This window comes from Massilia sp. CMS3.1, assembly GCF_051262535.1.
GTDB lineage: Bacteria > Pseudomonadota > Gammaproteobacteria > Burkholderiales > Burkholderiaceae_D > Telluria.
Genome location: NZ_JBIMES010000005.1, coordinates 325,130 through 348,843 on the forward strand (window position 1 = coordinate 325,130; position 23,714 = coordinate 348,843).

The 23,714-nt window shown below is 64.6% G+C and carries 19 protein-coding genes and 1 pseudogene; 12 read left to right on the plus strand and 8 right to left on the minus strand.

Features of this window, described 5'->3' with window-relative positions:
* Nucleotides 1–206: 206 nt before the first annotated feature.
* The 3 genes from ACHAC9_RS11040 to ACHAC9_RS11050 are packed head-to-tail and all read right to left on the minus strand — an operon-like array spanning nt 207 to nt 4,476.
* Nucleotides 207–1,685, minus strand: coding sequence for an efflux transporter outer membrane subunit (locus ACHAC9_RS11040; RefSeq protein ID WP_435760014.1), 1,479 nt, complete (start codon nt 1,683–1,685; stop codon nt 207–209).
* A gap of 24 nt (nt 1,686–1,709) precedes the next feature.
* Nucleotides 1,710–3,314 carry a DHA2 family efflux MFS transporter permease subunit gene (locus tag ACHAC9_RS11045; RefSeq protein ID WP_435760015.1) on the minus strand — a complete coding sequence of 535 codons (1,605 nt, stop codon included), beginning with the start codon at nt 3,312–3,314 and terminating at the stop codon, nt 1,710–1,712.
* Between the two features lie 10 nt (nt 3,315–3,324).
* A complete protein-coding gene (locus tag ACHAC9_RS11050) occupies nt 3,325–4,476 on the minus strand; it encodes an HlyD family efflux transporter periplasmic adaptor subunit (protein WP_435760016.1) in 1,152 nt (383 codons plus the stop codon).
* 114 nt (nt 4,477–4,590) lie between these two features.
* Between ACHAC9_RS11050 and ACHAC9_RS11055 the strand changes: the two genes are divergently transcribed.
* From ACHAC9_RS11055 to crtB, 7 genes are all read left to right on the plus strand, one after another.
* Entirely contained in the window at nt 4,591–5,247 is a 657-nt protein-coding gene (locus tag ACHAC9_RS11055; RefSeq protein ID WP_435760017.1) for a TetR/AcrR family transcriptional regulator, read from the plus strand.
* 150 nt (nt 5,248–5,397) lie between these two features.
* On the plus strand, nt 5,398–5,583 hold the full coding sequence (locus tag ACHAC9_RS11060; RefSeq protein ID WP_435760018.1) for a hypothetical protein: 186 nt from the start codon (nt 5,398–5,400) through the stop codon (nt 5,581–5,583).
* Between the two features lie 264 nt (nt 5,584–5,847).
* Entirely contained in the window at nt 5,848–6,834 is a 987-nt protein-coding gene (locus ACHAC9_RS11065; RefSeq protein ID WP_435760019.1) for a polyprenyl synthetase family protein, read from the plus strand.
* Between the two features lie 28 nt (nt 6,835–6,862).
* The gene (locus ACHAC9_RS11070; RefSeq protein ID WP_435760020.1) at nt 6,863–8,155 is read left to right on the plus strand and encodes a glycosyltransferase; all 1,293 of its coding nucleotides are present in this window, start codon (nt 6,863–6,865) and stop codon (nt 8,153–8,155) included.
* Nucleotides 8,148–9,350, plus strand: a complete 1,203-nt coding sequence (gene crtY, locus ACHAC9_RS11075; RefSeq protein ID WP_435760022.1) for a lycopene beta-cyclase CrtY — start codon at nt 8,148–8,150, stop codon at nt 9,348–9,350. Before ACHAC9_RS11070 ends, crtY begins: the two co-directional genes overlap by 8 nt.
* Nucleotides 9,347–10,840: a phytoene desaturase gene (locus ACHAC9_RS11080; protein WP_435760023.1), complete on the plus strand. Its 1,494-nt coding sequence runs from the start codon at nt 9,347–9,349 to the stop codon at nt 10,838–10,840. The genes crtY and ACHAC9_RS11080 overlap by 4 nt, the downstream gene beginning before the upstream one ends.
* Nucleotides 10,837–11,805 (plus strand): 15-cis-phytoene synthase CrtB, encoded by a 969-nt coding sequence (gene crtB, locus ACHAC9_RS11085; protein ID WP_435760024.1) that lies wholly within the window; start codon nt 10,837–10,839, stop codon nt 11,803–11,805. The genes ACHAC9_RS11080 and crtB overlap by 4 nt, the downstream gene beginning before the upstream one ends.
* Here crtB and ACHAC9_RS11090 read toward each other — a convergent pair.
* Nucleotides 11,720–12,235: a sterol desaturase family protein gene (locus ACHAC9_RS11090; RefSeq protein ID WP_435760026.1), complete on the minus strand. Its 516-nt coding sequence runs from the start codon at nt 12,233–12,235 to the stop codon at nt 11,720–11,722. The genes crtB and ACHAC9_RS11090 overlap by 86 nt on opposite strands.
* A gap of 90 nt (nt 12,236–12,325) precedes the next feature.
* Between ACHAC9_RS11090 and ACHAC9_RS11095 the strand changes: the two genes are divergently transcribed.
* Nucleotides 12,326–12,739: a DUF2141 domain-containing protein gene (locus ACHAC9_RS11095; RefSeq protein WP_435760027.1), complete on the plus strand. Its 414-nt coding sequence runs from the start codon at nt 12,326–12,328 to the stop codon at nt 12,737–12,739.
* A 34-nt stretch (nt 12,740–12,773) separates the two neighbouring features.
* Here the strand turns inward: ACHAC9_RS11095 and ACHAC9_RS11100 are convergent, their stop codons facing one another.
* From ACHAC9_RS11100 to aceE, 4 genes and pseudogenes are all read right to left on the minus strand, one after another.
* Nucleotides 12,774–13,097 carry a hypothetical protein gene (locus tag ACHAC9_RS11100; RefSeq protein WP_435760028.1) on the minus strand — a complete coding sequence of 108 codons (324 nt, stop codon included), beginning with the start codon at nt 13,095–13,097 and terminating at the stop codon, nt 12,774–12,776.
* 180 nt (nt 13,098–13,277) lie between these two features.
* Nucleotides 13,278–15,086 (minus strand): dihydrolipoyl dehydrogenase, encoded by a 1,809-nt coding sequence (gene lpdA / locus ACHAC9_RS11105; RefSeq protein ID WP_435760029.1) that lies wholly within the window; start codon nt 15,084–15,086, stop codon nt 13,278–13,280.
* A gap of 12 nt (nt 15,087–15,098) precedes the next feature.
* Nucleotides 15,099–16,463: pseudogene (gene aceF, locus ACHAC9_RS11110) on the minus strand (dihydrolipoyllysine-residue acetyltransferase); the annotation flags it as partial.
* Nucleotides 16,464–16,521: 58 nt separating this feature from the next.
* Nucleotides 16,522–19,215 (minus strand): pyruvate dehydrogenase (acetyl-transferring), homodimeric type, encoded by a 2,694-nt coding sequence (gene aceE, locus ACHAC9_RS11115; RefSeq protein WP_435760030.1) that lies wholly within the window; start codon nt 19,213–19,215, stop codon nt 16,522–16,524.
* 347 nt (nt 19,216–19,562) lie between these two features.
* Between aceE and folD the strand changes: the two genes are divergently transcribed.
* The 4 genes from folD to ACHAC9_RS11135 all read left to right on the plus strand — a co-directional run bounded on the left by folD (nt 19,563) and on the right by ACHAC9_RS11135 (nt 23,477).
* A complete protein-coding gene (folD, locus tag ACHAC9_RS11120) occupies nt 19,563–20,471 on the plus strand; it encodes a bifunctional methylenetetrahydrofolate dehydrogenase/methenyltetrahydrofolate cyclohydrolase FolD (RefSeq protein WP_435760031.1) in 909 nt (302 codons plus the stop codon).
* 20 nt (nt 20,472–20,491) lie between these two features.
* Entirely contained in the window at nt 20,492–22,573 is a 2,082-nt protein-coding gene (locus ACHAC9_RS11125; RefSeq protein WP_435760065.1) for a M3 family metallopeptidase, read from the plus strand.
* 101 nt (nt 22,574–22,674) lie between these two features.
* The gene (locus ACHAC9_RS11130; RefSeq protein ID WP_435760032.1) at nt 22,675–23,100 is read left to right on the plus strand and encodes a DNA polymerase III subunit chi; all 426 of its coding nucleotides are present in this window, start codon (nt 22,675–22,677) and stop codon (nt 23,098–23,100) included.
* Nucleotides 23,097–23,477: a hypothetical protein gene (locus tag ACHAC9_RS11135; protein WP_435760033.1), complete on the plus strand. Its 381-nt coding sequence runs from the start codon at nt 23,097–23,099 to the stop codon at nt 23,475–23,477. Before ACHAC9_RS11130 ends, ACHAC9_RS11135 begins: the two co-directional genes overlap by 4 nt.
* Nucleotides 23,478–23,714: the final 237 nt, after the last annotated feature.

Consider the following 23,714-nt stretch of genomic DNA (forward strand, 5'->3'; position numbering starts at 1 on the left):
GGACACTCGCTATAGGTCAGCCGGATCAACGCACCGGTCGCGCCGCACAGCAAGTATTGCTGCATGGAAAGTAACCATAACTATAGCAGACCACCATACTATTTCGTTAAATATGTGTGAATCTTTGTCCGAGCGTTGTAATTTGTCGAATTTGTCGCTTTGACATCATCAGAATTGTCACTCCCGGTCAACTTGCGGGGCTCGAATCAGCGCACCGTTACCATCGCCGGCGCCTCCGCCCAACCGCCGCCAAGCGCCCGCGCGACGGCGACCGATGCCAGCAAACGCTGGGTGCGGATCTGGGCGGCGGCGCGGTCGGCGGCGAGCGCGCTGCGCTGGGCGTCGGTGACGTCGAGATAGGTCGACATGCCGCGCTCGTAGCGTGCCTGCGCCACCTGCAACGCCCTGGCCGATGCTGCTTGCGCCTCGCCCTGGACATCGCCCTGCTTCTGGCGCTGCTGAACATCCGACAAAGCGTCTTCGACTTCACGCAAGGCCGTCAACAAGCGGGTCTCGTGGTTCGCCACCGCTTCCTCGTAGCGCGCCTTGTACAGCGCCAGGTTGGCCTGGTTGCGGCCACCGTCGAACACCGGCAGCGACAGGGCCAGCGGGCCGACCGAGAACTGGCGCGCGCTGCCGCCGGCGAGCTCGCGCAGCGATTGCGACGCGTAGCCGAAATTGCTCGTCAGCGTCAGCGATGGATAGAACATGCCTTCTGCCACGCCGACTTGCGCATTCGCCGCGCGCAGGTTGGCCACGCTGGCAGCCAGGTCCGGACGCTGGGCCAGCAGGCTAGCCGGCAAACCGACCGGAATCGTTGGCGGCAGCGGCAGTGCCGGTTGCGCGTCGGCGGGCAGCAGCGGCGTGCTCGGCGAGGTACCGACCAACACTGCCAGCGCGTGTTCGACGAGGTTGCGCTGGCGCTTCACCTCGTGCAGGTCGGCTTCGGCGTTGGCCCGTTCGATCCGCGCACGCGAGACATCGAGTTCGTTCGACAGGCCGGCATTGAAACGCGCTTCGACCAGTTCCTGCGCTTCGCGCCGCACCGCCAGGGCATTGACCAGGATCGCCTGTTCGGTGTCCAGGCCGCGCAGCTGCCAGTAGCCCTGCGCCACCTGGCTCGAGAGCATCAAGAGCACGCCGTCGCGGTCGTCCTGGGCGGCGAGGGCCTGGGCGTCGGCCGCTTCGACCACGCGCCGCACACGGCCCCATAAATCGAGCTCATACGACAGCGCCGCGCCGACACTGAAATTGTTGCCTTCGATCGAACGCCCTCCCAGCGCAAGCGCCTGCGAGGTCTCGGCCGAGGTGCGCGCGTTCGACAGGCCCGCATTCACCGACACGTTCGGCGCCTGGCCGGCGCGCAGCACGCCGAGCTGGGCCTGGGCCTGCAGCAGGCGCTGGGCCGCCGCTTTCGCGCCCGGATTGTCGCGCAGCGCGCGTTCTTCCAGGCCGCTCAGGGTGGCGTCGTTGAAGACGGTCCACCAGTTGCCCGGCAAGCGCGCGGTGTCGGCAGGCGCCGCCACCACCGGCTCGACGTGGCGGTAAGCCGGCGCTTCCACCGCTTTCGGTGCGGCGAAGTTGGCGCCGATGGTGGAGCAGCCGCCTACCATCAAGGCCAGTGCGGCGGCCACGCCAGTGGTGAGTGCACGTTGCGGGAACATCTTGGCAAAGGAATCGAACATCGTTTTTCTCATCTCTTCAAATAATCAGTGGCCGCCACCGCCGGCGGCGCCGGGGGACTTGACCTTGTCGGCGAGCCAGACCGCGGCGATGCATCCAATCAGGATGACCCCGACGATAAAGAAGCCGTCGTTATAGGCCATCACATAGGCTTCGCGCCGCACGATGCGATCGAGCGCCGCCAGTGCCTGGTTGGCGGCCGTGGCCGGGTCGATGCCGCCGGCAATGAAAGCCTGGGTCATCTGCTCGATGCGTTCCTGGGTCGGCGCGGCGTAGCTCGACACCGATTCGCCCAGGCGCGCCGAGTGGAAGTGCTCGCGGTTGGTCAGCGAAGTCGCCAGCATGGCAATGCCAATCGAGCCGCCGAGATTGCGCGTCATGTTGAACAGGCTCGAGGCCGAGGGCATGTCCTTCTGCGAGATGCCCTGCATCGCAAAATTCGACAGCGTCAGCATCACGAAAGGCTGGCCGATCGCACGCACCACCTGGGTCCACATCAGCTGGTCGTAGCCGGTGCTCGCATCCATGTAGGCGTTCATCAGGCAGGAGCCGCCGAACAGCAGCAGGCCGAAACTGCACAGGATGCGGTTGTCGACTTTCGAGGACAGGGCCGCGGCGAACGGCATCACCAGCAGCTGCGGCAAACCGACCCAGGCGATCACTTCGCCGATCTGCATCGGCGTATAGCCGGCGATCTGGCCCAGGTACAGCGGCAGCAGGTAGGAGGAGCCATACAGGCCCATGCCGGTGACGGCCGAAAGGATGGTCGCCACCATAAAATTGCGCTGGCCGTACAGGCGCAGGTTGACAAACGACTGCTGGCGCGAAAAACTCGTCGCCACCCAGCCCAGGATGCCGATCAGCGCCAGCGTCGCGAACACGATGATGAACTGCGAATCGAACCAGTCCTTCGAGTTGCCCTCTTCCAGGAAGATCGTCAGGCAGCCCAGGCCCATGGCCATCAGGCCGATGCCGAGCCAGTCGGCGTGGAGCAGCTGCTTCACTTGCATCGGCTCGCGCTCCAGGCCCCACATGATGCCGGCAATGAGCAGCACGCCCGGCACCCAGTTGATGTAGAAGATCGATGGCCAGCCGTACAGCTCGGCCAGGTAGCCGCCCAGGGTCGGGCCCATGGCCGGCGCCAGCGTCGCCGTCAGGCCGAAGATCGCCATGCCTACCGCGCGTTTCGAACTGGGCAGGCGCGTCATCACCAGCGTCATCGCCATCGGGATTAGCGCGCCGCCGGTAAAGCCCTGCAGCATGCGGAACACGATCATGCTTTCCAGGTTCCAGGCCGCGCCGCACAGGGTCGAGAACACCAGGAACAGGGAGGTCGTGCCGATCATGTAGGCACGTATCCCGAAGGCGCGCGCGAACAGCGCCGTCATCGGGATCACGACGATTTCGGCGCACAGGTAGGCGGTGGAGATCCAGGATCCTTCTTCCTGGGTAGCATTCAGGGTGCCCAGGATGTCGCGCAGCGACGAATTGGTGATCTGGATGTCGAGCACCGCCATGAAGGCGCCGAGCATGCCGGCGGCGACCGCGATCCAGGTGCGCAGGTCGACGTGCGCGCCGGCGGCGGGCGCGCCGGGGAAGACGCTTGGCGTCGCCTTGATCATACTCGTCATGGAACGTCCCTTATTTCACCGGCTGTGCTGCCTGGGCAGTGCGTGCCGGCTCCGCCTTCTGGCGCAGGTCGACTTCCGCCACCACCGACATGCCCGGCAAAAGGCGGCCCGTGAGACGCTGCACATCGGCAGGCGCCAGGGTGATCTTGACCGGCACGCGCTGCACGATCTTGGTGAAGTTGCCGGTCGCGTTATCGGCCGGCAGCAGCGCGAACTGATTCCCCGAGGCCGGCGAGAAGCTGTCGACGCGACCAACCAGGTGTTCGTCCGGCAGCGCGTCGATCTGCAAGTGGACCGCCTGGCCGGGGGTCAGGCCTGCGAGCTGGGTCTCCTTGAAATTGGCGGTGACCCAGACCTTGTCCTCGACCACGGCCACCAGCTGCTGGCCCGGCTGCACGCGCGCGCCCACTTCCACGCTGCGCCGGCCGATGCGGCCGTCCACCGGCGCCACGATGCGGCTGTAGCCGGCCTGCTGCTTCGCGTCTTTCAGCTGCGCCTGCAGCACCTTGATCTGGGCTTTCAGCACGTCGCGCGCGGACGAGCTTGCGTTGATCTGGGCCTGGGCTGCGGCCGCGTTGTCGCGGCGCGCATTGACGTCGGCGGCAGCGGCGCTGCGGGCGGCGTTCGCGCCATCGACTTCGGCTTTCGAGACGGCCTTCATCTGCTTCGTGTAGAGCTGGCTGAAACGCTCGGCGTCCTGGCGCGCGCGCAGGGCGAGGGCCTGCGACTGGCCGACCTGGGCCTCGGCCGCCTTGGCCTGGGCACGCACCTGCTCGACTTGCGCATCGGCCTGGATGACCTGCTGCCTGGCGCTGGCAATCTGCGCTTCGATCTGCTCGACGCGCACGTGCTGGTCGCTTGGATCGAGTTCGGCGATGACGTCGCCCGCCTTCACATGCTGGTTGTCTTCCACCAGCACGCGCGTGACGACGCCGGCGATGCGCGCCGATATCGGGTGCACGTGGCCGGCAATGTAGGCGTTTTCGGTATCGACGAAGTTATGGCTGCGGTACCACATGCGCCCACCGGCGCCAATCGCCACGATCGCGATCAGCGCAACCACGGCCAGCACGCGCTTGTTGGGCGGCGTCTTGTCCGCGGCGGGAACTGCAGGAGGAATGCCGAGCGGCTTCTGCTCGCTCGAGGGCTGCGTTTGGGACATGGGTGCAACTCCGAAAAAGGACTAAGTAATTTCCACCATTATTCGGCAAGCGCTTCAGTTCGTCAAGAAATGAAACGGTTGCATTTCATTTGTGCGTGATTTACAGTGACGTCCATGAGCAAACCATCGCAAGCGACCATCCCTCCCAGCCTGCGCAGTGCCGGTCGCCCGAAGGACAGCGACGTCGAAGCCCGTATGCAGGACCTGATCGACGTGGCCGCGCAACTGTTCCTGGCCAACGGCTATACCCGCACCAGCCTCGAGTCGATCGCCCGCGCGGCACGCGTTGCCGTGCGCACCATCTATGTCAAGTTCGGCGGCAAGGCCGGGCTGCTCGAGGCCGTCCTGATGTCGCGCCGCGAGGCGTTCTTGCGCATGCGCGACATGGAACACGACATGCGCCCGTTTCGCGACATCGTCGACGATTTCGCGCGCCAGTTCTTCGACCTGCTTTGCCAAGATAAATTGATTGCGATGCAGCGAGTGGTGATCGCGGAAGCGGCGGACAACCCGGAACTGGCCCATACCTACTACGACGCCGGGCCGCGCCTGACGCGCGACATGCTCGAGCGCTTCTTTGCGCGCGAGGACATCCGTGCGCAATTGCGCACCGACCTGCCCTACGAACAATTGCCCGCTTTTCTCACCAGCTGGATCTCGGGCGACGCCATGCAGCGCTTCGTATTCCCGCACGACCAGCCGACCCGTGCCGAAGCGCATCGCCAGCTGGAACAGCGCCTCGAGCTGTTTTATCGCGCGGTGCTGAAGTAGCCGCACGGCCGAGCAAATATGTGTCGTAGCGCACGAATGTGTGTCATCGCACCGATATGGTGCAGCAGCCCATGAGAGACTGACCCTCTACTTCAAGGAGGATGTCATGGATAGCAACAAGAACATCACAGCGCTGTGCAAGGGGGGATTATGAGCAAGAGTTCCCGTTACGAATGGCGTGACCAGCAAGCGGCGCTGCAAGAGCGCGTAAAGGGCTTCCTGCTCAACCCGGGCAACGAACAGCTCGAAGCCGTGGTCGCCGAAATGCGCGCCTATGCCGATGCCGCCAAGTCGGGCCACATCGATATCCCGCAAAGCTGGACCAGTTACGGCTGATTGCGCATCAGGCGCCCAAGCGGCGCCACCATGAAATGCCGCCCGGCTTGTACTTGGCGGCATTTTTTTGTGCTCAATCGCATCAAGCTTGGCGGGACAAGAACGGGACATCGCCCCATTTCTTCTCAGAAACCGCCGGATTTTAGGGAGAAAATACCCAAACCGCGCCCGCACCATTGAGGCGTCGGCGATCGTATACGGTCGATTCCGGTATGATGGATAACAATTCATCAATTTTCGTCACTACATCAGCAAGGATCGCGCATGACTACGATGACTGGACGGCTCACAGGGCTCGACATGGAAAAGCGGGGCGATCCCTGGCTGACGGAACTGGCCGCGATCCGGCACGGATTCGAGGAACGCATGGCGCAGTTGCTGCCCGACAGCGGCAATGGCAGCGATGCCCTGACAAGCGCGATGCGTGCGGGCACCCTCGGCGCCGGCAAGCGCATGCGTCCGCTGCTGCTGATACTCGTTGCCCGTGACCTCGGCTGCGCCTCCCCTGCCCTGGCCGATATCGCCTGCGCCGTCGAGATGGTGCACGCCGCCTCGCTGATCCTGGACGACATGCCGTGCATGGACAATGCCATGCTGCGCCGTGGCCAACCAACGATCCACGTGCAATATGGCGAAGACGTCGCCATCCTCGCCTCGGTCGCCTTGCTCAGCCGCGCCTTCGGCGTGCTCGCCAGTGCGCCCGACATCCCGCCCGCCGTGCGCGCGCGCCTAGTGGCGAAACTGGCCGAAACCGTCGGCACCCAGGGCCTGGTGCGTGGCCAGTTCGAAGACTTGCGCGCCAGCGGCCAGCGCTCGGAACAGGAAATCGCCACCACCAATGAGCTCAAGACGGGCGTGCTGCTCGGCGTCTCGGTCGACATGGCCGCCATTCTCGCCGAAACCGACGACTGCGTTGCCCAGTCGCTGCGTGCCTTCGCGCTCGCGGCCGGCCACGCCTTCCAGATCCGCGACGACTTCCAGGACGACCCGGCCAATGACAGCAGCGTGACCGGCAAGGACACCGGCAAGGATCTCGGCAAGGCCACCTTGAGCAACGTCCTGGGCTTCGAGGAAGCGCGCAGGCGCCTCGCCACCCACCTCGACGACGCCGACCGCTACCTGACCGACGCCATCGGCAGCAAGCAGCGCACCCGCCGCTTCGTCGGCACGCTGTTCGGGCAAGGCGCCGGTTTTCGCTTGCCGGCCAGCGCGCATGCCGCTACACCGGACCGGCAGCAGGTGCACCATTGAACGACAAGCGCAATTAGGCGGGGACAGCATGGCCCATTTCGGCGTGGTCGCCCCCGCTTTCTATAGTCATTTCAGCGCGCTGTCGGCGCTGGCCCTGGCGTTGAACGAACGCGGCCACCGCGTGACCTTCCTGCAGCGGCCGGATGCAAGGGTCTACCTGAACGACCCCAGGCTGGGCTTCCATGCCGTCGGCGCCGCGAGCCATCCGCCAGGTTCCCTGGCGCAGTCTCTACTGCGCGCTGCCAATCCCGGCAGTCCGCTCGGGCTGCGCCGCGTGATCCTCGACATGGCCGGCACCACGGCCATGCTCTGCCGCGAGCTGCCTGCCGCCTTCGAACAGCTGCACATCGACGCCGTGCTCGGCGACCAGATGGAAGCCGCCGGCAGCCTGGTGGCCGAGTCGCTCGGGCTGCCTTTCATCTCGGTCGCCTGCGCGCTGCCGGTGAATCGCGAACCCGGCATTCCGCTGCCGGTCATGCCTTTCGACTGGGGAGACAGCGAACGTTCTCTCCATATGTTCGACGGCAGCACCCGCGTCTACGACTGGATGATGACGCCGCACCGGCGCGCGATCGAAGCCGCGTCGACCCGTCTCGGCATCCCGCTGCGCGGCGCCCTGCACGAATGCCTGTCTCCGCTCGCCCAGATCAGCCAGACGGTAGCCGCTTTCGACTTCCCGCGCCAGGACCTTCCGCCAGGGTTCCACCATGTCGGGCCGCTGCGCACTGCATCGCACAAGGCGCCCGCACGGATCGAGGCGCTGCCCGAGACGAGCCCGGACCGGCCCTTCATCTTCGCCTCGCTCGGCACGCTGCAGGGGCACCGTTTCGATGTATTCAAACGCATCGCCAAGGCCTGCCGCCAGCTCGACGCCCAGCTACTGATTGCCCATTGCGGCGGCCTCGACGAACGCCAGGCGCAAGCGCTCGAACGCCTCGGCGCCACCTGGGTCTGCGCCTTCGCGCCACAGGAAGCGGCGATCGCACGGGCCGACGCCGTCGTCTCGCACGCCGGCCTGAACACGGTCATGGATGCGGTCGCCGCGCATACGCCGATCCTCGCACTGCCGATCGCGTTCGACCAGCCGGGCGTGGCGGCGCGCATCCGGCACGCGGGCGTGGGCCTGTCCGCTTCGCCGCGCTTCGCAAGCGCGACCGGGCTTGCGCGCCAGCTGCGCCGCCTGCTCGACGAACCGGGTTTCAGGGAACGCTGCGCGCCGCTCGCCGCCGGCGTGCGCAGTGCCGGCGGAAGTGCGCGCGCAGCCGATATCGTCGAGGCGGCGCTGGGACTCGATGCACGCAGCGTGGCGCATCGTGGATAAGCGCGACGCCGTGCCCGGCCAGGAACGCCATGCCTTCGACCTGATCCTGGTCGGCGGCGGGCTGGCCAATGGCCTGATCGCCTGGCGCCTGCGCACGCAGCGGCCGGAATTGAACATCCTGCTGCTCGAAGCGGGCGACGCGATCGGCGGCAACCACACTTGGTCCTTCCACGACGGCGACCTGAATGCAGCCCAACACACCTGGATCGCGCCCCTGGTCGGCGCCCGCTGGCCGCGCTACGAGGTCGTCTTTCCCGGCCACGCGCGCACGCTCGAGAGCGGCTACGCCAGCGTCGCCTCCGAGGACTTCGCGCGCGTGATCACGGCCGCGCTGGGTCATGCGCTGCGCACCGGCGCGCGGGTCGAATCGGTCACGCCGACCACGGTGATGCTCGCTGGCGGCGAGACCTTGCATGCCGGCGCGGTGATCGACGGTCGCGGTCCGCGGGCCAGCCCGCGCCTGGCGCTGGGATACCAGACCTTCCTCGGCCAGGAAGTGAGACTGGCTGTCCCACATGGGCTCACCGCCCCGGTCATCATGGATGCCGACGTGGAACAGGAAGGCGGCTACCGCTTCGTCTACCTGCTGCCCTTTGGCCCCGACCGCATCCTGATCGAGGACACCCATTATGTCGACAGCGGCATCTGGGAACCCGAGCGCCTGCGCGCCAACGTCAACGCCTATGCGCGATCGCGCGGCTGGCAGATCGCCCAGGTGCTGCGCGAGGAACACGGCTCGCTGCCGATCGTATTGGCCGGCGACGTCGACGGGTTCTGGTCCGACCTGGCAGGCCAGCCCGTCTCCGGACTGCGCGCCGGCCTGTTCCACTCGACGACCGGCTACTCCTTGCCGCACGCGGTGCGCCTGGCCGAGCGCGTCGCCGGTCTCGCCGACTTGAGCGCCCCCAGCCTGTTTGCCGCCGTCAAGGGCGAGGCCACCAACGCATGGAACAGCCAGGGCTTTTTCAGGCTGCTCAACCGCATGCTGTTTTTGGCCGGCAGCCCGGACAACCGCTGGCGCGTCATGGCGCGTTTCTACCGCCTGCCGGCGCCGCTGATCGAACGCTTCTATTCTGCCCGGCTGCGCCTGCTCGACAAAGCGCGCATCCTCAGCGGCAAACCTCCCGTACCCGTGCGCGCGGCCATGCTTGCTGCCCGCAGTACCCATCCCAGTCAGATCAGGAAAGCCGAATGAACGCAACACCAAAAACCGCAGTCGTGATCGGCGCCGGCTTCGGCGGGCTGGCCCTGGCCATCCGCCTGCAGGCCGGCGGCACCCAGACGACGCTGCTGGAAAAGCGCGACAAGCCGGGCGGACGCGCCTATGTCTACGAGGACCAGGGTTTCGTCTTCGACGCCGGCCCGACCGTGATCACCGATCCGTCCTGCATCGAAGAGCTGTTCACGGCTGCCGGCAAGCGCATCGAGGATTACGTCGAGATGCTGCCGGTGGCGCCCTTCTACCGCCTGTGCTGGGAAGACGGCAGCCACTTCGACTATGCCAACGACCAGGAAGCACTCGATCGCCAGATCCATGCGATCAACCCGGCCGACGTCGCCGGCTACCAGCGGTTCCTGGCGTATTCGAAGGCCGTATTCGAGGAAGGCTATATCAAGCTCGGCACCGTGCCCTTCTTGACCTTCCGCGACATGATCGCCGCCGGCCCGCAGCTGGCCAAGCTGCAGGCCTGGCGCAGCGTCTACAGCATGGTGTCGAAGTTCGTACAACACGAACACCTGCGCCAGGCGTTTTCCTTCCACTCGCTGCTGGTCGGCGGCAATCCTTTTGCGACGTCCTCGATCTACACGCTGATCCATGCGCTCGAGCGGCGCTGGGGCGTCTGGTTTCCGCGCGGCGGCACGGGAGCGCTGATCAACGGCCTGGTGCGCCTGTTCGAGGACATCGGCGGACGCATCGAATTGAATGCCGCGGTGGCGCAGATTGAAACGACAGGGTCGCTTGCCAGCGGCGTGCGCCTCGAAAATGGCCGCCTCTTCCCGGCCGATGCGGTGGCCTCGAACGCCGACGTGGTGCACACCTACGCCTCGCTCTTGAACCAGCACCCGCGCGGCCTGGCGGAAGGCGCCAGCCTGCGCAAAAAACGCTTCAGCAATTCGCTGTTCGTGATCTATTTTGGACTCGACCACCACCACAGCCAGCTGCAGCACCACACGGTCTGCTTCGGGCCGCGCTATCGCGACCTGATCGACGAAATTTTCAACGGCGATACGCTGGCCGACGATTTTTCGCTCTACCTGCACGCGCCCTGCGTCACCGACCCATCGCTCGCACCCCCTGGCTGCGGCAGCCATTACGTGCTGGCGCCCGTGCCGCACCTGGGCAATGCGGACATCGACTGGGACGTCGTAGGGCCGCGCTACCGCGACAAAATCTTTGAATACCTGGAGCAGCGCTACATGCCGGGCCTGCGCAGCCAGCTCGTCACCAGCCGCATCTTCACGCCCTTCGATTTCCGCGACCAGCTCAATGCCCACGTCGGTTCGGCGTTTTCTCTGGAACCGGTGCTGACCCAAAGCGCCTGGTTCCGCCCGCACAACCGCGACAAGGACCTGGCGAACCTGTACCTGGTCGGCGCCGGCACCCATCCAGGCGCCGGTGTACCCGGCGTGATCGGCTCGGCCAAGGCCACGGCCGGCCTGATGCTGGGGCAGGTGCCGGCATGAGCGAAGCGCTGCTCGAGCACGCGACCGAAACAATCAAGGTCGGCTCGAAGAGTTTTGCCGCTGCGGCGAAGCTGTTCGATCCCGCCACGCGGCGCAGCGTGCTGATGCTTTACGCATGGTGCCGCCATTGCGACGACGTCGTCGACGGCCAGGAACTGGGCTTTGGCGTGGCCGCCGCCAGCCACGATCCGCACGGCGAACTGGAGCAACTGTACGAGCAGACCCGCCGTGCGTATGCCGGCGAGAAAATGCTCGACCCGGCGTTTGGCGCCTTCCAGGAAGTCGCGCTGCGCCACGCGATTGCACAGCGCTACGCGTTCGATCATCTGGCCGGCTTCGGCATGGATGTGGCAGAGGAGCGTTACGAGACGATCGAGGACACGCTGCGCTACTGCTACCACGTGGCCGGCGTCGTCGGCCTGATGATGGCCTCGATCATGGGTGCGAAAGACGACAAGGTGCTCGACCGCGCCTGCGACCTGGGACTAGCGTTCCAGCTAACGAACATCGCGCGCGACATCATCGACGACGCGGGCGTCAAGCGCTGTTACCTGCCCGCCCAGTGGCTGCGCGAGGCCGGGATTCCAGCAGATCAGGTGGCGCTGCCGCGGCACCGCGTGGCGCTGACAAAGATAGCGGCGCGCCTGCTCGATTATGCCGAGCCCTATTACGCATCTTCGCTGAACGGCATCGGGGCCCTGCCGCTGCGTTCGGCCTGGGCGATCGCCACCGCGCGCAACGTCTATCGGGAAATCGGGATCAAGATCAAGGCACGCGGCCCGCGCGCCTGGGACGAGCGGGTCGGCACCTCGCGCGCGACCAAGCTGATACTGCTGGCGAAGGGGGGCGTGGAAGCACTGCTGTCGCGCGTGCGACGCGTCAAGCCGCGTCCTGGCGGCTTGTGGCAGCGTCCCGCGACGGCCGCTGGGGCGCACCCCCATGCAGCGCCTGCAACTGGCGCTTGAGAGTGGTGACCGGCGGCGCATACAGGAAGCCAAAGGACACAGCGCCGTCCTTGCCTTCGACCGCATGGTGCATGCGGTGCGCCTGGTAGAGCCGCTTGGCGTAGCCGCTGCGCGGGGTGTACTGGAAAGGCCAGCGCCGGTGCACCAGGCCGTCGTGGGCGACGAAATACAGGACGCCGTAGGCCGTCATGCCGGCGCCGATCCATTGCAGGCGCCAGGCGCCTTCGGTGCCGAACCAGATCAGGGCGCTGGCGATCGCTGCGAAGACGACGGCGTACAGGTCGTTCTTCTCGAACCAGCCGGTACGCGGCTCGTGGTGCGAGCGATGCCAGCCCCAGCCGAAGCCGTGCATGATGTACTTGTGGGCGACGATGGAAAACACTTCCATGAAGACAACCGTGGCCACGACGATGAGCGTATTGAGCAACATGAACGAAGACTACCATACGGCGCCCGTGCGCACGGATGGCAAGCGGCGCCTGTCCCGCTCTTGCACAGACAACCCAAGGAGAAAAATTCGATGAATCAGCTGTCACGCGCCATACTGTCCGGCGCCCTGTTCCTCACCGCAGGCGCCGCCTCGGCCGCCACGGTCGAGGTGCGCGTGTCCGGCGTCACGGCGAAAGGCAAAGTCAGCGTCGCCGTCTGCGACAAGACGCGCTTTTTGAAACAATGCGCCTACAACGCCTCCGTCCCTGCCCAGGCGGGCGAGACGAGCGTCAGCGTCAAGGGCGTGCCGCCTGGCACCTGGGCGGTGGTGGCCTACCAGGATGAAAACAGCAACGGCGAACTCGACACCAACCTGCTCGGCATCCCGAAGGAAGCCTACGGCTTCAGCCGCGACGCGCGCAGCAAGTTCGGCCCGCCGGGCTTCGAGGATGCGGCCATCGAGGTGGGCGAGGCGCCGACCACGGCGACCGTGAACCTGCGCTGACAGTGGGCAGCGGCCGTGTCAGGGTCGCGCCATCTCAGGCGCTGGTGACTGCCTCGTGCGGCGCCGGCTGCACGCCGCCGTCGATGACCCGCATCAAAAAATGCACCTTGCGCGGCGCACGGTGGCGCTCGTGGTGATCCCGCGTCAGGATCTCGACGCGACGCGGCTGCAAGCTCAGCTGGCACACGTCGATGTGCTCGCCGGCCGCATCGTTGCCCGCGAACTGCGCCGCCAGGTGCTGCGCAATCGTTCCGGTCAGCGTGACCGGCAGGCCGTGCAGGGTCGTATTGAGCTCGAAGGCCCGCGATGCGGGCAGGACGAACAGCGTCCCGACAAATTCAGTGCCGTGCTCTTCCATGTCAGTCTCCTGTGACACGCATTCGCTGCGCTGGGCGTAGCTTCGGCTCGCCGGTGCGCACGTCCATCATAGCGCGGCTGGAGCTTGGCGCAACATCAAAATCGATGGCGTGCCGACGAGCAAAAAAAAACCGGAACCACGCGGCTCCGGTTTCGGTTCAGCTCACAGCTGCGTGACTGCTCAGCGCTTGCGGGCCGGCGGCAAATCGGTGCAGACGCCCTTGTAGACCTCCGCCGCCATGCCGATCGACTCGCCCAGGGTCGGGTGCGGGTGGATGGTCTTGCCGATGTCGACGCCGTCGGCACCCATCTCGATCGCCAGCGCAATTTCGCCGATCATGTCGCCGGCATTCGTGCCGACGATTGCGCCGCCGACGATACGGCCCGTCTCGGCATCGAACAGCAGCTTGGTGAAGCCTTCGTCGCGGCCATTCGCCACAGCACGGCCCGATGCGGCCCACGGGAAGTGGCCCTTCTCGAGCTTGATGCCCTTTTGCTTGGCTTCGTCTTCGGTGATGCCGGCCCATGCCACTTCCGGATCGGTGTAGGCCACCGATGGAATCACTTTCGCGTCAAAGTAGGCCTTTTCGCCATGCGCCGCTTCTGCTGCCACGTGCGCTTCGTGCACCGCCTTGTGCGCCAGCATCGGCTGGCCGACCAGGTCGCCGATGGCGAAGATGTGCGGCACGTTGGTGCGCATCTGGCCGTCGACACCGATGAAGCCGCGATCCGTCACTGCCACGCCGGCCTTGTCTGCCGCGATTTTTTTACCATTCGGGCTGCGGCCGACGGCCACCAGCACCATGTCGTACAGCTGCGGTTCGGGCGCGGCGACGCCCGCTTCGGCGGCTTCGAAGGTGACCTTGATGCCTTCGGCGAGCGCTTCCACGCCGACGGTCTTGGTCTTCAACATGATCTTGTCGAAACGCTTCTCGTTGTACTTCTGCCACACTTTCACGGCATCGCGGTCCGCGCCCTGCATCAGGCCATCCATCATTTCGACGACGTCGATGCGTGCGCCCAGCGTCGAGTACACGTGTGCCATTTCGAGGCCGATGATGCCGCCCCCGATGACCAGCATCTTCTTCGGCACCTGGCGCAACTCCAGCGCGCCGGTCGAGTCGACGATGCGCGGATCTTCCGGCACGAACGGCAGTTTGACCACCGAGGAGCCGGCGGCGATGATCGCTTTCGCGAACTTCACGACCTTTTTCGCGCCGTCGGGACCGGTGACTTCGATATGGTTCGGGCTGAGGAACTGGCCCACGCCCTGCACCACAGTCACCTTGCGTGCCTTCGACATGCCGGCAAGACCGCCGGTCATCTTCTTGATGACGCCGTCCTTGTAGGCACGCAGCTTGTCGATGTCGATCTCGGGCTTGGCGAAGCTGACGCCATGGTCGGCCATGTGCGCCGTCTCGTCGATGACGGCCGCCACGTGCAGCAGCGCTTTCGACGGGATGCAACCCACGTTCAGGCAGACGCCGCCCAGGCTTGCGTACTTCTCGACCAGCACCGTGTTCATGCCGAGGTCGGCCGAACGGAAGGCAGCCGAATAGCCGCCGGGACCGGCGCCCAGCACCATCATCTCGCATTCGATGTCGACCTGGCCGCTGTAGCTGCCCGCGCCGGGTACGGGAGCGGCAGCAGGCGCGGCGGCGTCCAGCTTATGCGCGGGCGCATAGGAGTCGGTCGGCATGGCAGCGGTGGGCTGCGCGTCAGGAGTAGCAGCGGCGGCAGGTGCGGCACCAGCGCTCTCTTCGATCATCAACAGCAGCGAACCTTCGTTCACCTTGTCGCCGACATTGACCTTCAGTTCCTTGACGACGCCGGCGTGGGTCGATGGAATTTCCATCGAGGCCTTGTCCGACTCCACGGTGACCAGCGACTGGTCGACCTTGATCGTGTCGCCGGGCTTGACCATCAGTTCGATGATCTCGACGTCCTTGAAATCGCCGATGTTCGGGACTTTTACTTCAACAGTGCTCATTCTCGGCGCTCCTTACAGAAGGGTTTTGCGCAGGTCGGCCAGCACTTCGGCCAAGTAGGCGGCGAAGCGTGCAGCCCCGGCGCCATCGATCACGCGGTGGTCGTAGGACAGCGACAGCGGCAGCATCAGGCGCGGCTGGAATGCGGAACCATCCCACACCGGCTTCATGGCCGACTTCGACAGGCCGAGAATCGCCAGTTCCGGTGCATTGATGATCGGCGTGAAGGCCGTGCCGCCAATGCCGCCAAGCGACGAAATGGTGAACGTCGCGCCCTGCATGTTCGCAGGCGACAGCTTGCCGTCGCGTGCCTGTGCCGAGAGTTCGCCCATTTCGGTGGCGATCTGCGACACCGTCTTCTTGTCGGCATCCTTCACCACCGGAACCACCAGGCCGTTCGGGGTGTCGGCTGCGAAGCCAATGTTGTAGTACTGCTTCAGGATCAGTGCCGCGCCATCTTCGCTGAGCGAGGCATTAAATTGCGGGAATTTCTTCAAAGCGGCGACGCTGGCCTTGATCACGAATGCCAGCATGGTCAGCTTGACGGCGGACTTCTGCTTGGCCAGCGCGGCGTTCGAATCGACGCGGAACTGCTCCAGGTCGGTGACGTCGGCTTCGTCGAAGGTCGTCACGTGCGGGATCATGACCCAGTTGCGGTGCAGGTTCGGACCGCTGATCTTCTTGATGCGCGACAGCGGCAGCAGTTCGGTCGGGCCGAACTTCGAGAAGTCGAGCGATGGCCATGGCAGCAGGTCGAGGCCGACGCCGGAGCCGCCTTTTACCGGGCTTGCCGAGGTAGGCGCCGCCATCACGCCCTTGACGAAGTTCTGCACGTCGACTTGCGTGATGCGGTTCTTCGGACCGGTGCCGGGCACGCGCGACAGGTCGACGCCGAGCTCGCGCGCGAACTTGCGGATCGATGGCGATGCGTGGGCTTTGCTACCGTTGGCGGCCGCCACATCGCCGGCAGGTGCAGGCGCCGCAGCTGGCGCAGGCGCAGCGGCTGGCGCCGGTGCGGCAGCAGCCGGTGCTGCGGCAGGCGCAGCGGCAGCGGCGGGCGCAGCACCGGCAGCCGGTGCAGCGGCAGGCGCAGCATCAGCGGCAGGTGCGGCGCCGGCAGCTTCTTCCAGCATCAGCACAATCGAACCTTCAGCGACCTTGTCGCCGACCTTGATCTTGATTTCCTTGACCACGCCCGCATGGCTGGACGGGATCTCCATGCTGGCCTTGTCCGATTCGACGGTCACCAGCGACTGGTCGACCTTGATCGTGTCGCCAGGCTTGACCATCAGTTCGATGACTTCGACTTCCTTGAAGTCGCCGATGTCCGGGACTTTGACTTCCACAATGCTCATAGTGTTAGCTCCGTTTTTATTTGTTTGGTTTTGAGCCGTTCCTCCCTTTTTGAGAGGGGAACGGCGAAAACACCATTTACATTTACTGGGTCACAGGATTCGGCTTGTTCGGATCGATGCCGTACTTCTCGATCGCCTGGGACACGATCGACATATCGATCTTGCCTTCGTCGGCCAGCGAGCGCAGGGCGGCGACAGTCACGTAGTAACGGTTCACTTCGAAGAACTCGCGCAGCTTGACGCGGCTGTCCGAGCGGCCGAAACCGTCGGTGCCGAGTACTTTATAGGTGCGGTCCTTCGGCATGTAGGCGCGGATCTGTTCGGCGAACAGGCGCATATAGTCGGTCGTCGCGATGATCGGGCCAGTCGTCACCCGCATCAGCGAGGTCACGTAAGGCACGCGTTGCTGGGCGGTCGGATTGACCATGTTCCAGCGCTCGCAATCCTGGCCATCGCGCGCCAGCAGCGTCAGCGACGGTGCGGACCAGACGTCTGCCGCGATGCCCCAGTCGTTCTTCAGCAGTTGGCTTGCTGCGATCGACTCGCGCAGGATGGTGCCGCAGCCGACCAGCTGGACGCGGTGCTCCGCCTCGCCGCCCGGCTGCAGCAGGTACATGCCCTTCAGGATGCCCTCTTCCTGGCCCGGTTTCAGGCCCGGCTGCTCGTAGTTCTCGTTCATGACGGTGATGTAGTAGAACACGTCTTCCTGTTGTTCCACCATGCGGCGCAGGCCGTCATGAATGATCACCGCCACTTCGTGCCCGAAGGTCGGGTCGTACGGCAGGCAGTTCGGCACCGTCGCCGCGATGATGTGGCTGTGGCCATCTTCGTGCTGCAAGCCTTCGCCGTTCAGGGTCGTGCGCCCGGCCGTGCCGCCCATCAGGAAGCCGCGGGCGCGGATGTCGCCCGCCAGCCAGACCAGGTCGCCCACGCGCTGCATGCCGAACATCGAGTAGAAGGTGTAGAACGGGATCATCGTGCGGTTGTTCGACGAGTACGAGGTCGCCGCGGCGATCCACGAGCTCATGCCGCCCGCTTCGTTGATACCCTCTTGCAGGATCTGGCCGGCCTTGTCTTCGCGGTAGTACATGACCTGGTCCTTGTCGACCGGCTCGTACAACTGGCCCTGTTGATTGAAGATGCCGATCTGGCGGAACAGGCCTTCCATACCGAAGGTACGCGATTCGTCGACCAGGATCGGCACGATGCGCTGGCCCAGGCTCGCGTCTTTCAGCAGGCTGGTGATGACGCGCACATACGATTGCGTGGACGAGATTTCGCGGCCCGGCGCGGTCGGCTCGAGCACGGCCTTGAACGATTCCAGTGGCGGCACGATCAGAGTTTCGTCGGACTTCTGGCGGCGCTGCGGCAGGTAGCCGCCGAGGGCCTGGCGGCGCTCGTGCAGGTACTTCATTTCCGGCGAATCGTCGGACGGCTTGAAGAACGGGATCTCGGCCAGCTTGTCGTCCGGGATAGGGATGTTGAAACGGTCGCGCATTTCGCGGATCGCCTCATCATCGAGCTTCTTGGTCTGGTGCGCGGTGTTGCGCGCCTCGCCCGACTTGCCCATGCCGAAGCCCTTGACGGTCTTCACCAGGAGGACGGTCGGGGTGCCCTTGTTTTCCTGCGCGTTCTTGAACGCCGCGTAGATCTTGTGCGGGTCGTGGCCGCCGCGGGTCAGGCGCCAGATGTCGTCGTCGCTCATGTTGGCGACCATTTTGAGCAGCTCGGGGTGCTTGCCGAAGAAGTGCTTGCGCACGAAGGCGCCATCCTTGGCCTTGTAGTTCTGGTATTCGCCGTCGACGGTTTCCATCATCACGCGCTGCAGGATGCCGTCCTTGTCTTTCGACAGCAGGGTGTCCCAGCCCGGGCCCCAGATGACCTTGACGACGTTCCAGCCGGCGCCGCGGAAATCGGCTTCGAGTTCCTGGATGATCTTGCCGTTACCGCGCACCGGACCGTCCAGGCGCTGCAGGTTGCAGTTGACGACCATGACCAGGTTGTCGAGCTGCTCTCGCGCGGCCATGCCGATCGCGCCCATCGATTCCGGCTCGTCCATCTCGCCGTCGCCGCAGAAGACCCAGACTTTACGTGCTTCGGTATCGGCGATGCCGCGCGCGTGCAGGTACTTCAGGAAACGCGCCTGGTAGATCGCCATCAGCGGGCCGAGACCCATCGAGACGGTCGGGAACTGCCAGAAGTCCGGCATCAGTTTCGGGTGCGGATACGACGACAGGCCCTTGCCGTCGACTTCGCGGCGGAAGTTCAGCAGCTGCTCTTCGCTGATGCGGCCTTCCAGGAAAGCGCGCGCGTAGATGCCGGGCGAACTGTGGCCCTGGATGTACAGCAGGTCGCCGCCGTGGGTGTCGGTCGGGGCGTGCCAGAAGTGGTTGAAGCCGATGCCGAGCATGTTGGCCAGCGAGGCAAACGACGAGATGTGGCCGCCGAGGTCGCCGTCGGCGCGGTTGGCTTTGACGACCATCGCCATCGCGTTCCAGCGCATCCACGAGCGCAGGCGCTCTTCGTATTCCAGGTTGCCCGGGCTGTTCACGTTCAGGTGCGCCGGAATCGTGTTGACGTAAGCGGTGTTGCTGGAGAACGGGATATGGGCGCCACGGCGGCGCGCCAAGTCGACCAGGCGTTCCATCAGGTAATGGGCGCGTTCGGTACCTTCGTTTTCGATGACCGCTTCCAGCGCGTCGAGCCATTCCTTGGTTTCGAGCGAATCGGGGTCATTGGCGGCCTGGGCCGTCAACTGATCGAGTTGAGCTGACATTGGTGCGTCTCCTTGGTTTCGTGGCCCACGTCGATCTCCAGATCGTCGGCGGCGGATTGTAATGAAATCTAAACTGACAATAAGCCATGAGATTCTACCAGTGGCGCTATTCTTTTTCAAATTACGATATATCATTTCATAATATGGAATTAGCGATACGGCCATGGTTCGCAGGGTGGGCTCTCGAGCCCACGCGGCCCTACCGTCATGCCCCGTGGGTAGTCCAATGCATACACCGACGCCCCATCCATAGTAACCCTACAAATATGACAACGAAATACCCCGCGCGGCGCGCGATACCCGCACGCGCCGTATAATTTCATCTTTGTCCAGTGATGAGCCCTACCATGCCTGCCCAACTGATCGACGGAGTCCAACTTTCCCAGCAACTGCGCGCCGCCATCGCCGAGCGTGCAGCCAAACTCAGCGCTGCCGGCCAGCAGCCGGGCCTGGCCGTGATCCTGGTCGGCGAGGACCCGGCCAGCCAGGTGTATGTGCGCAACAAGGTCAAGGCCTGCGGCGACGTCGGCTTTCACTCGGTACTGGAAAAATACGAGGCCGACCTGCTTGAGTCCGCCCTGCTGGCCCGCATCGACGCCCTCAACAAGGACCCGGCGATCCACGGCATCCTGGTGCAGATGCCGCTGCCGCGCCACATCAATCCGAGCAAGGTGATCGAAGCAATTGCCACAAGCAAGGACGTCGACGGCTACTCGGTGCTGTCGGCCGGCGAACTGGTTGCCAACCTGCCGGGTTTCCGCCCCTGCACGCCGTATGGCTGCATGAAGCTCATCGAGTCCACGGGGCTTGATTTGCGCGGCAAGCACGCGGTCGTCATCGGCCGTTCGAACACGGTCGGCAAACCAATGGCGCTGCTGCTCTTGCAAGCCAACGCCACCGTGACCATATGCCATAGCGCGACGCCGGATCTCGGCCTGTACACGCGCCAGGCCGACGTGGTCGTCGCCGCCGTCGGCCGCCGGAATACCTTGACGGCCGATATGGTGAAACCGGGCGCGATCGTGATCGACGTCGGCATGAACCGCGACGACGCCGGCAAGCTGTGCGGCGACGTCGATTTCGCGGCCGTGGCGGAAGTCGCCTCGCACATTACCCCGGTCCCGGGCGGCGTGGGACCGATGACGATTACCATGCTGTTGATGAATACCGTCGAGTCCGCGGAACGCGTGCTCGGCAAGCATCAGGAACGGCTCGGCCTGGACTCGGGGATGGCCCCGGCGCCGGGCACCGCATGAACTCAGGAAGGAATCCAATGATGACCGATACCAGCAATCCCCTCCTCGATTTTTCAGGCCTGCCGCGCTTCGATCTGTTCCGTCCGGAACACGTCACGCCGGCCATTGAGCAGCTGATCAAGGAAGCCACCGAAGTGGTCACGACGCTCGAAGCGCCCAGTGACAAGGTCAGCTGGGACAACTTCGTGGTGCCGCTCGAGGAAGCCACCGAACGCCTGGGCCGTGCCTGGGGCATCGTCAACCACATCAACCATGTGGCCGATACGCCGGAACTGCGCGCCGTCTATAACGAAAACCAGCCAAAGATCACCGAGTTCTGGACCATCCTCGGCCAGAACGACGTACTGTTCGACAAATACAAGGCGATCCGCGCCACTCCCGACTACGCCAACCTGACGCCGGCGCGCAAACGCATCGTCGAGAACGCCCTGCGCGACTTCCGCCTGGGCGGCGCCGAACTCCCGCCTGAAAAGAAGGAACGCTTCGCCGCCATCCAGGAGCAGCATGCCGCCATCTCGACGCGCTTCTCGGAAAACGTGCTCGACGCGACCAACGACTACAAGCTGCTGGTCGAAAACGCATCCGAACTGGCCGGCATTCCGGCTGACGCGGTGCAAGCTGCCCGCGCCGCCGCCGAGCTTGACGGCAAGACCGGTTTCCAGTTCACCCTGCACTTCCCCTCCTACTTCCCGATCCTGCAGTTCGCCGACAACCGCGAGCTGCGCGAGACGATCTACCGCGCCAGCGCGACGAAAGCGTCGGACATGGGCGCCGTGTTCAGCGAACTGGAGAAATGGGACAACACGTCGAACATCGCCCAGCTATTGAAACTGCGCGACGAGGAAGCCAAGCTGCTCGACTACCGCAACTTCGCCGAAGTGTCGCTGGTGCCGAAGATGGCCGAGAGCCCGGAACACGTGATCAGCTTCCTGGAAGACCTGGCGCGCCGTGCACGTCCGTTTGCCGAAAAGGACCTGGCCGAACTGCGCGCCTTCGCAAAAGACGAGCTGGGTATAGCCGACATGCAAGCCTGGGACGTGTCGTATGCGGCCGAGAAACTGCGCGAGCAGCGCTACGCCTTCTCGGCGCAGGAAGTGAAGGAATATTTCCCGGAACCGAAAGTCATCGAAGGCTTGTTCAAGGTCGTGCAGTCCTTGTTCTCGGTGCGGATCACGCCGGACACGGCGCCCGTCTGGCATCAGGACGTGCGCTTCTACCGCATCGAACGCGACGGCCAGCTGATCGGCCAGTTCTATTTCGACCTGTACGCGCGCGCCGGCAAGGGCCAGGGCGCGTGGATGGACGACGCGCGCGGACGCCGCATGACGACTGGCGGCATCGTGCAAACGCCGGTGGCCTACCTCACCTGCAACTTCACGCCGCCGGCCTCCATCGATGGCAAGCTCCAGCCATCGCTGTTCACGCACGATGAAGTGACAACCCTGTTCCACGAATTCGGCCACGGCCTGCACCACATGCTGACCGAAGTCGAAGAGCTGTCGGTGTCGGGCATTTCGGGTGTGGAATGGGATGCGGTCGAGCTGCCGTCCCAGTTCATGGAAAACTTCTGCTGGGAATGGGATGTCTTGCAAGGCATGACCGCCCACGTGAAGACGGGCGAGCCGCTGCCGCGCGCACTGTACGACAAGATGCTGGCCGCGAAAAACTTCCAGTCGGGCTTGCAGACGCTGCGCCAGGTCGAGTTTTCCCTGATCGACATGCACCTGCACTACGATTTCGATCCGGGCAGCCGGCAGACCGTGCAGGAACTGATCGACGACGTGCGCTCGAAGTTCTCGGTGATGATTCCGCCGGCATTCAACCGCTTCCAGCACTCGTTCGGCCACATTTTTGCAGGCGGCTACGCGGCCGGCTACTACAGCTACAAATGGGCAGAGGTGCTCTCCGCCGACGCCTATGCGGCCTTCGAAGAAGCGATCGAGGCGGGCGGCGGCGAACTGTCGGCCGAGACGGGCCGGCGCTTCCAGCGCGAGATCCTGGCCGTTGGCGGTTCGCGTCCGGCGCTCGAATCGTTCAAGGCCTTCCGCGGCCGCGAGCCGTCGATCGACGCCCTGCTGCGCCATAACGGCATGAACGCTTGATCGCGGCGTAAACTGCACGACCTGCGCATCGGCGAAAAGTTCGCCGATGCGCAGCGATGCAAACCAAGCACCGTCCGGCGCGCCGGATTACAATCTGATCCATGACACGGATCGACTTTCACACCAATATCCCCGACAAGCTCGCCTACGCCTGCCGTCTGGCACGCAAGGCTTACGCGTCGAAGGCAAAAATCGTCCTGCTGGCCGAAGACGCCGCGCAGGCCGCGGCGCTGAACGAGGCGTTGTGGACGCTCTCGAATATCGATTTCCTGCCGCACGTGATGGCAGACGATCCGCTCGCACCGCAAACCCCGATCATCATCACCGACAGCGAAGAGGCAGACTTGCCGCATCACGAGATGCTGGTCAACCTCACGCGCCGCACGCCGAGCACCTTCGCCCAGTTCGCGCGCGTGTTCGAGATCATCTCCAGCGACGAGAGTGACGCCGCCGCCGGGCGCCAGCGCTACGTCGCCTACAAAAAGCAGTCCTATCCGCTGACCCACTTCATCGCAGGACAATCATGAGCCAGAACCCCGCCTTCGATAGCAGCATTCCCGTGTTGACCGAAGTGGTACTGGAGCCGCTGCCGGTCCTGCCCGCTGGGCAGGCCGAGGCTGAAGCCGCGATCACTGTCGCGTCCGAATTGGCGGAGACAGAGGAAGACGTCGAGGCAGCCCCGGCCGGAGTGCAAGCCACCTTGCAAACGCTGCCGGAACCCGACTGGGACGAACTCGAACGCCGCATCGTCGAACGCGTCGTCGCGCAGCTGCAGCCCCAGCTCGATGCGGTCGTACGCAAGGCCCTGGCCTCGGCCGGCGACCAGATCCACATCGGCCTGCGCCAGGCGGTCGAGCAGGTCGTTGCGCAACAAGTCGCGGCACTTCAGTTCGGGCAGAAATAACCGGGTACGCCTGCCCGTTCTCACCGCATTAAAAGCAACACCTGACACCCGAAACCGGTGCATTCCCCTCTTCCTGCGCCTCCAAACCGTGCACACGCTCCCCTGCACGCCCCACGCCTGACCACCCCGCGCAATACCGCTTTCCGAACGGTTTAAATTGTTGTACCTTTTGCTCTGCATTAATTGCATCAGGCGCCTACCGGCAGTGTATCGGGGCGCCCGTCATCCCACTATCTG

Excerpts from the sequence above, each read along its gene's own strand:
- ACHAC9_RS11040 (WP_435760014.1), bottom strand. The coding sequence starts at position 1,685 with ATGTTCGATTCCTTTGCCAAGATGTTCCCGCAACGTGCACTCACCACT.
- ACHAC9_RS11045 (WP_435760015.1), bottom strand. The coding sequence starts at position 3,314 with ATGACGAGTATGATCAAGGCGACGCCAAGCGTCTTCCCCGGCGCGCCC.
- ACHAC9_RS11050 (WP_435760016.1), bottom strand. The coding sequence starts at position 4,476 with ATGTCCCAAACGCAGCCCTCGAGCGAGCAGAAGCCGCTCGGCATTCCT.
- ACHAC9_RS11055 (WP_435760017.1), top strand. The coding sequence starts at position 4,591 with ATGAGCAAACCATCGCAAGCGACCATCCCTCCCAGCCTGCGCAGTGCC.
- ACHAC9_RS11060 (WP_435760018.1), top strand. The coding sequence starts at position 5,398 with ATGAGCAAGAGTTCCCGTTACGAATGGCGTGACCAGCAAGCGGCGCTG.
- ACHAC9_RS11065 (WP_435760019.1), top strand. The coding sequence starts at position 5,848 with ATGACTACGATGACTGGACGGCTCACAGGGCTCGACATGGAAAAGCGG.
- ACHAC9_RS11070 (WP_435760020.1), top strand. The coding sequence starts at position 6,863 with ATGGCCCATTTCGGCGTGGTCGCCCCCGCTTTCTATAGTCATTTCAGC.
- ACHAC9_RS11080 (WP_435760023.1), top strand. The coding sequence starts at position 9,347 with ATGAACGCAACACCAAAAACCGCAGTCGTGATCGGCGCCGGCTTCGGC.
- crtB (WP_435760024.1), top strand. The coding sequence starts at position 10,837 with ATGAGCGAAGCGCTGCTCGAGCACGCGACCGAAACAATCAAGGTCGGC.
- ACHAC9_RS11090 (WP_435760026.1), bottom strand. The coding sequence starts at position 12,235 with ATGTTGCTCAATACGCTCATCGTCGTGGCCACGGTTGTCTTCATGGAA.
- ACHAC9_RS11095 (WP_435760027.1), top strand. The coding sequence starts at position 12,326 with ATGAATCAGCTGTCACGCGCCATACTGTCCGGCGCCCTGTTCCTCACC.
- ACHAC9_RS11100 (WP_435760028.1), bottom strand. The coding sequence starts at position 13,097 with ATGGAAGAGCACGGCACTGAATTTGTCGGGACGCTGTTCGTCCTGCCC.
- lpdA (WP_435760029.1), bottom strand. The coding sequence starts at position 15,086 with ATGAGCACTGTTGAAGTAAAAGTCCCGAACATCGGCGATTTCAAGGAC.
- aceE (WP_435760030.1), bottom strand. The coding sequence starts at position 19,215 with ATGTCAGCTCAACTCGATCAGTTGACGGCCCAGGCCGCCAATGACCCC.
- folD (WP_435760031.1), top strand. The coding sequence starts at position 19,563 with ATGCCTGCCCAACTGATCGACGGAGTCCAACTTTCCCAGCAACTGCGC.
- ACHAC9_RS11125 (WP_435760065.1), top strand. The coding sequence starts at position 20,492 with ATGACCGATACCAGCAATCCCCTCCTCGATTTTTCAGGCCTGCCGCGC.
- ACHAC9_RS11130 (WP_435760032.1), top strand. The coding sequence starts at position 22,675 with ATGACACGGATCGACTTTCACACCAATATCCCCGACAAGCTCGCCTAC.
- ACHAC9_RS11135 (WP_435760033.1), top strand. The coding sequence starts at position 23,097 with ATGAGCCAGAACCCCGCCTTCGATAGCAGCATTCCCGTGTTGACCGAA.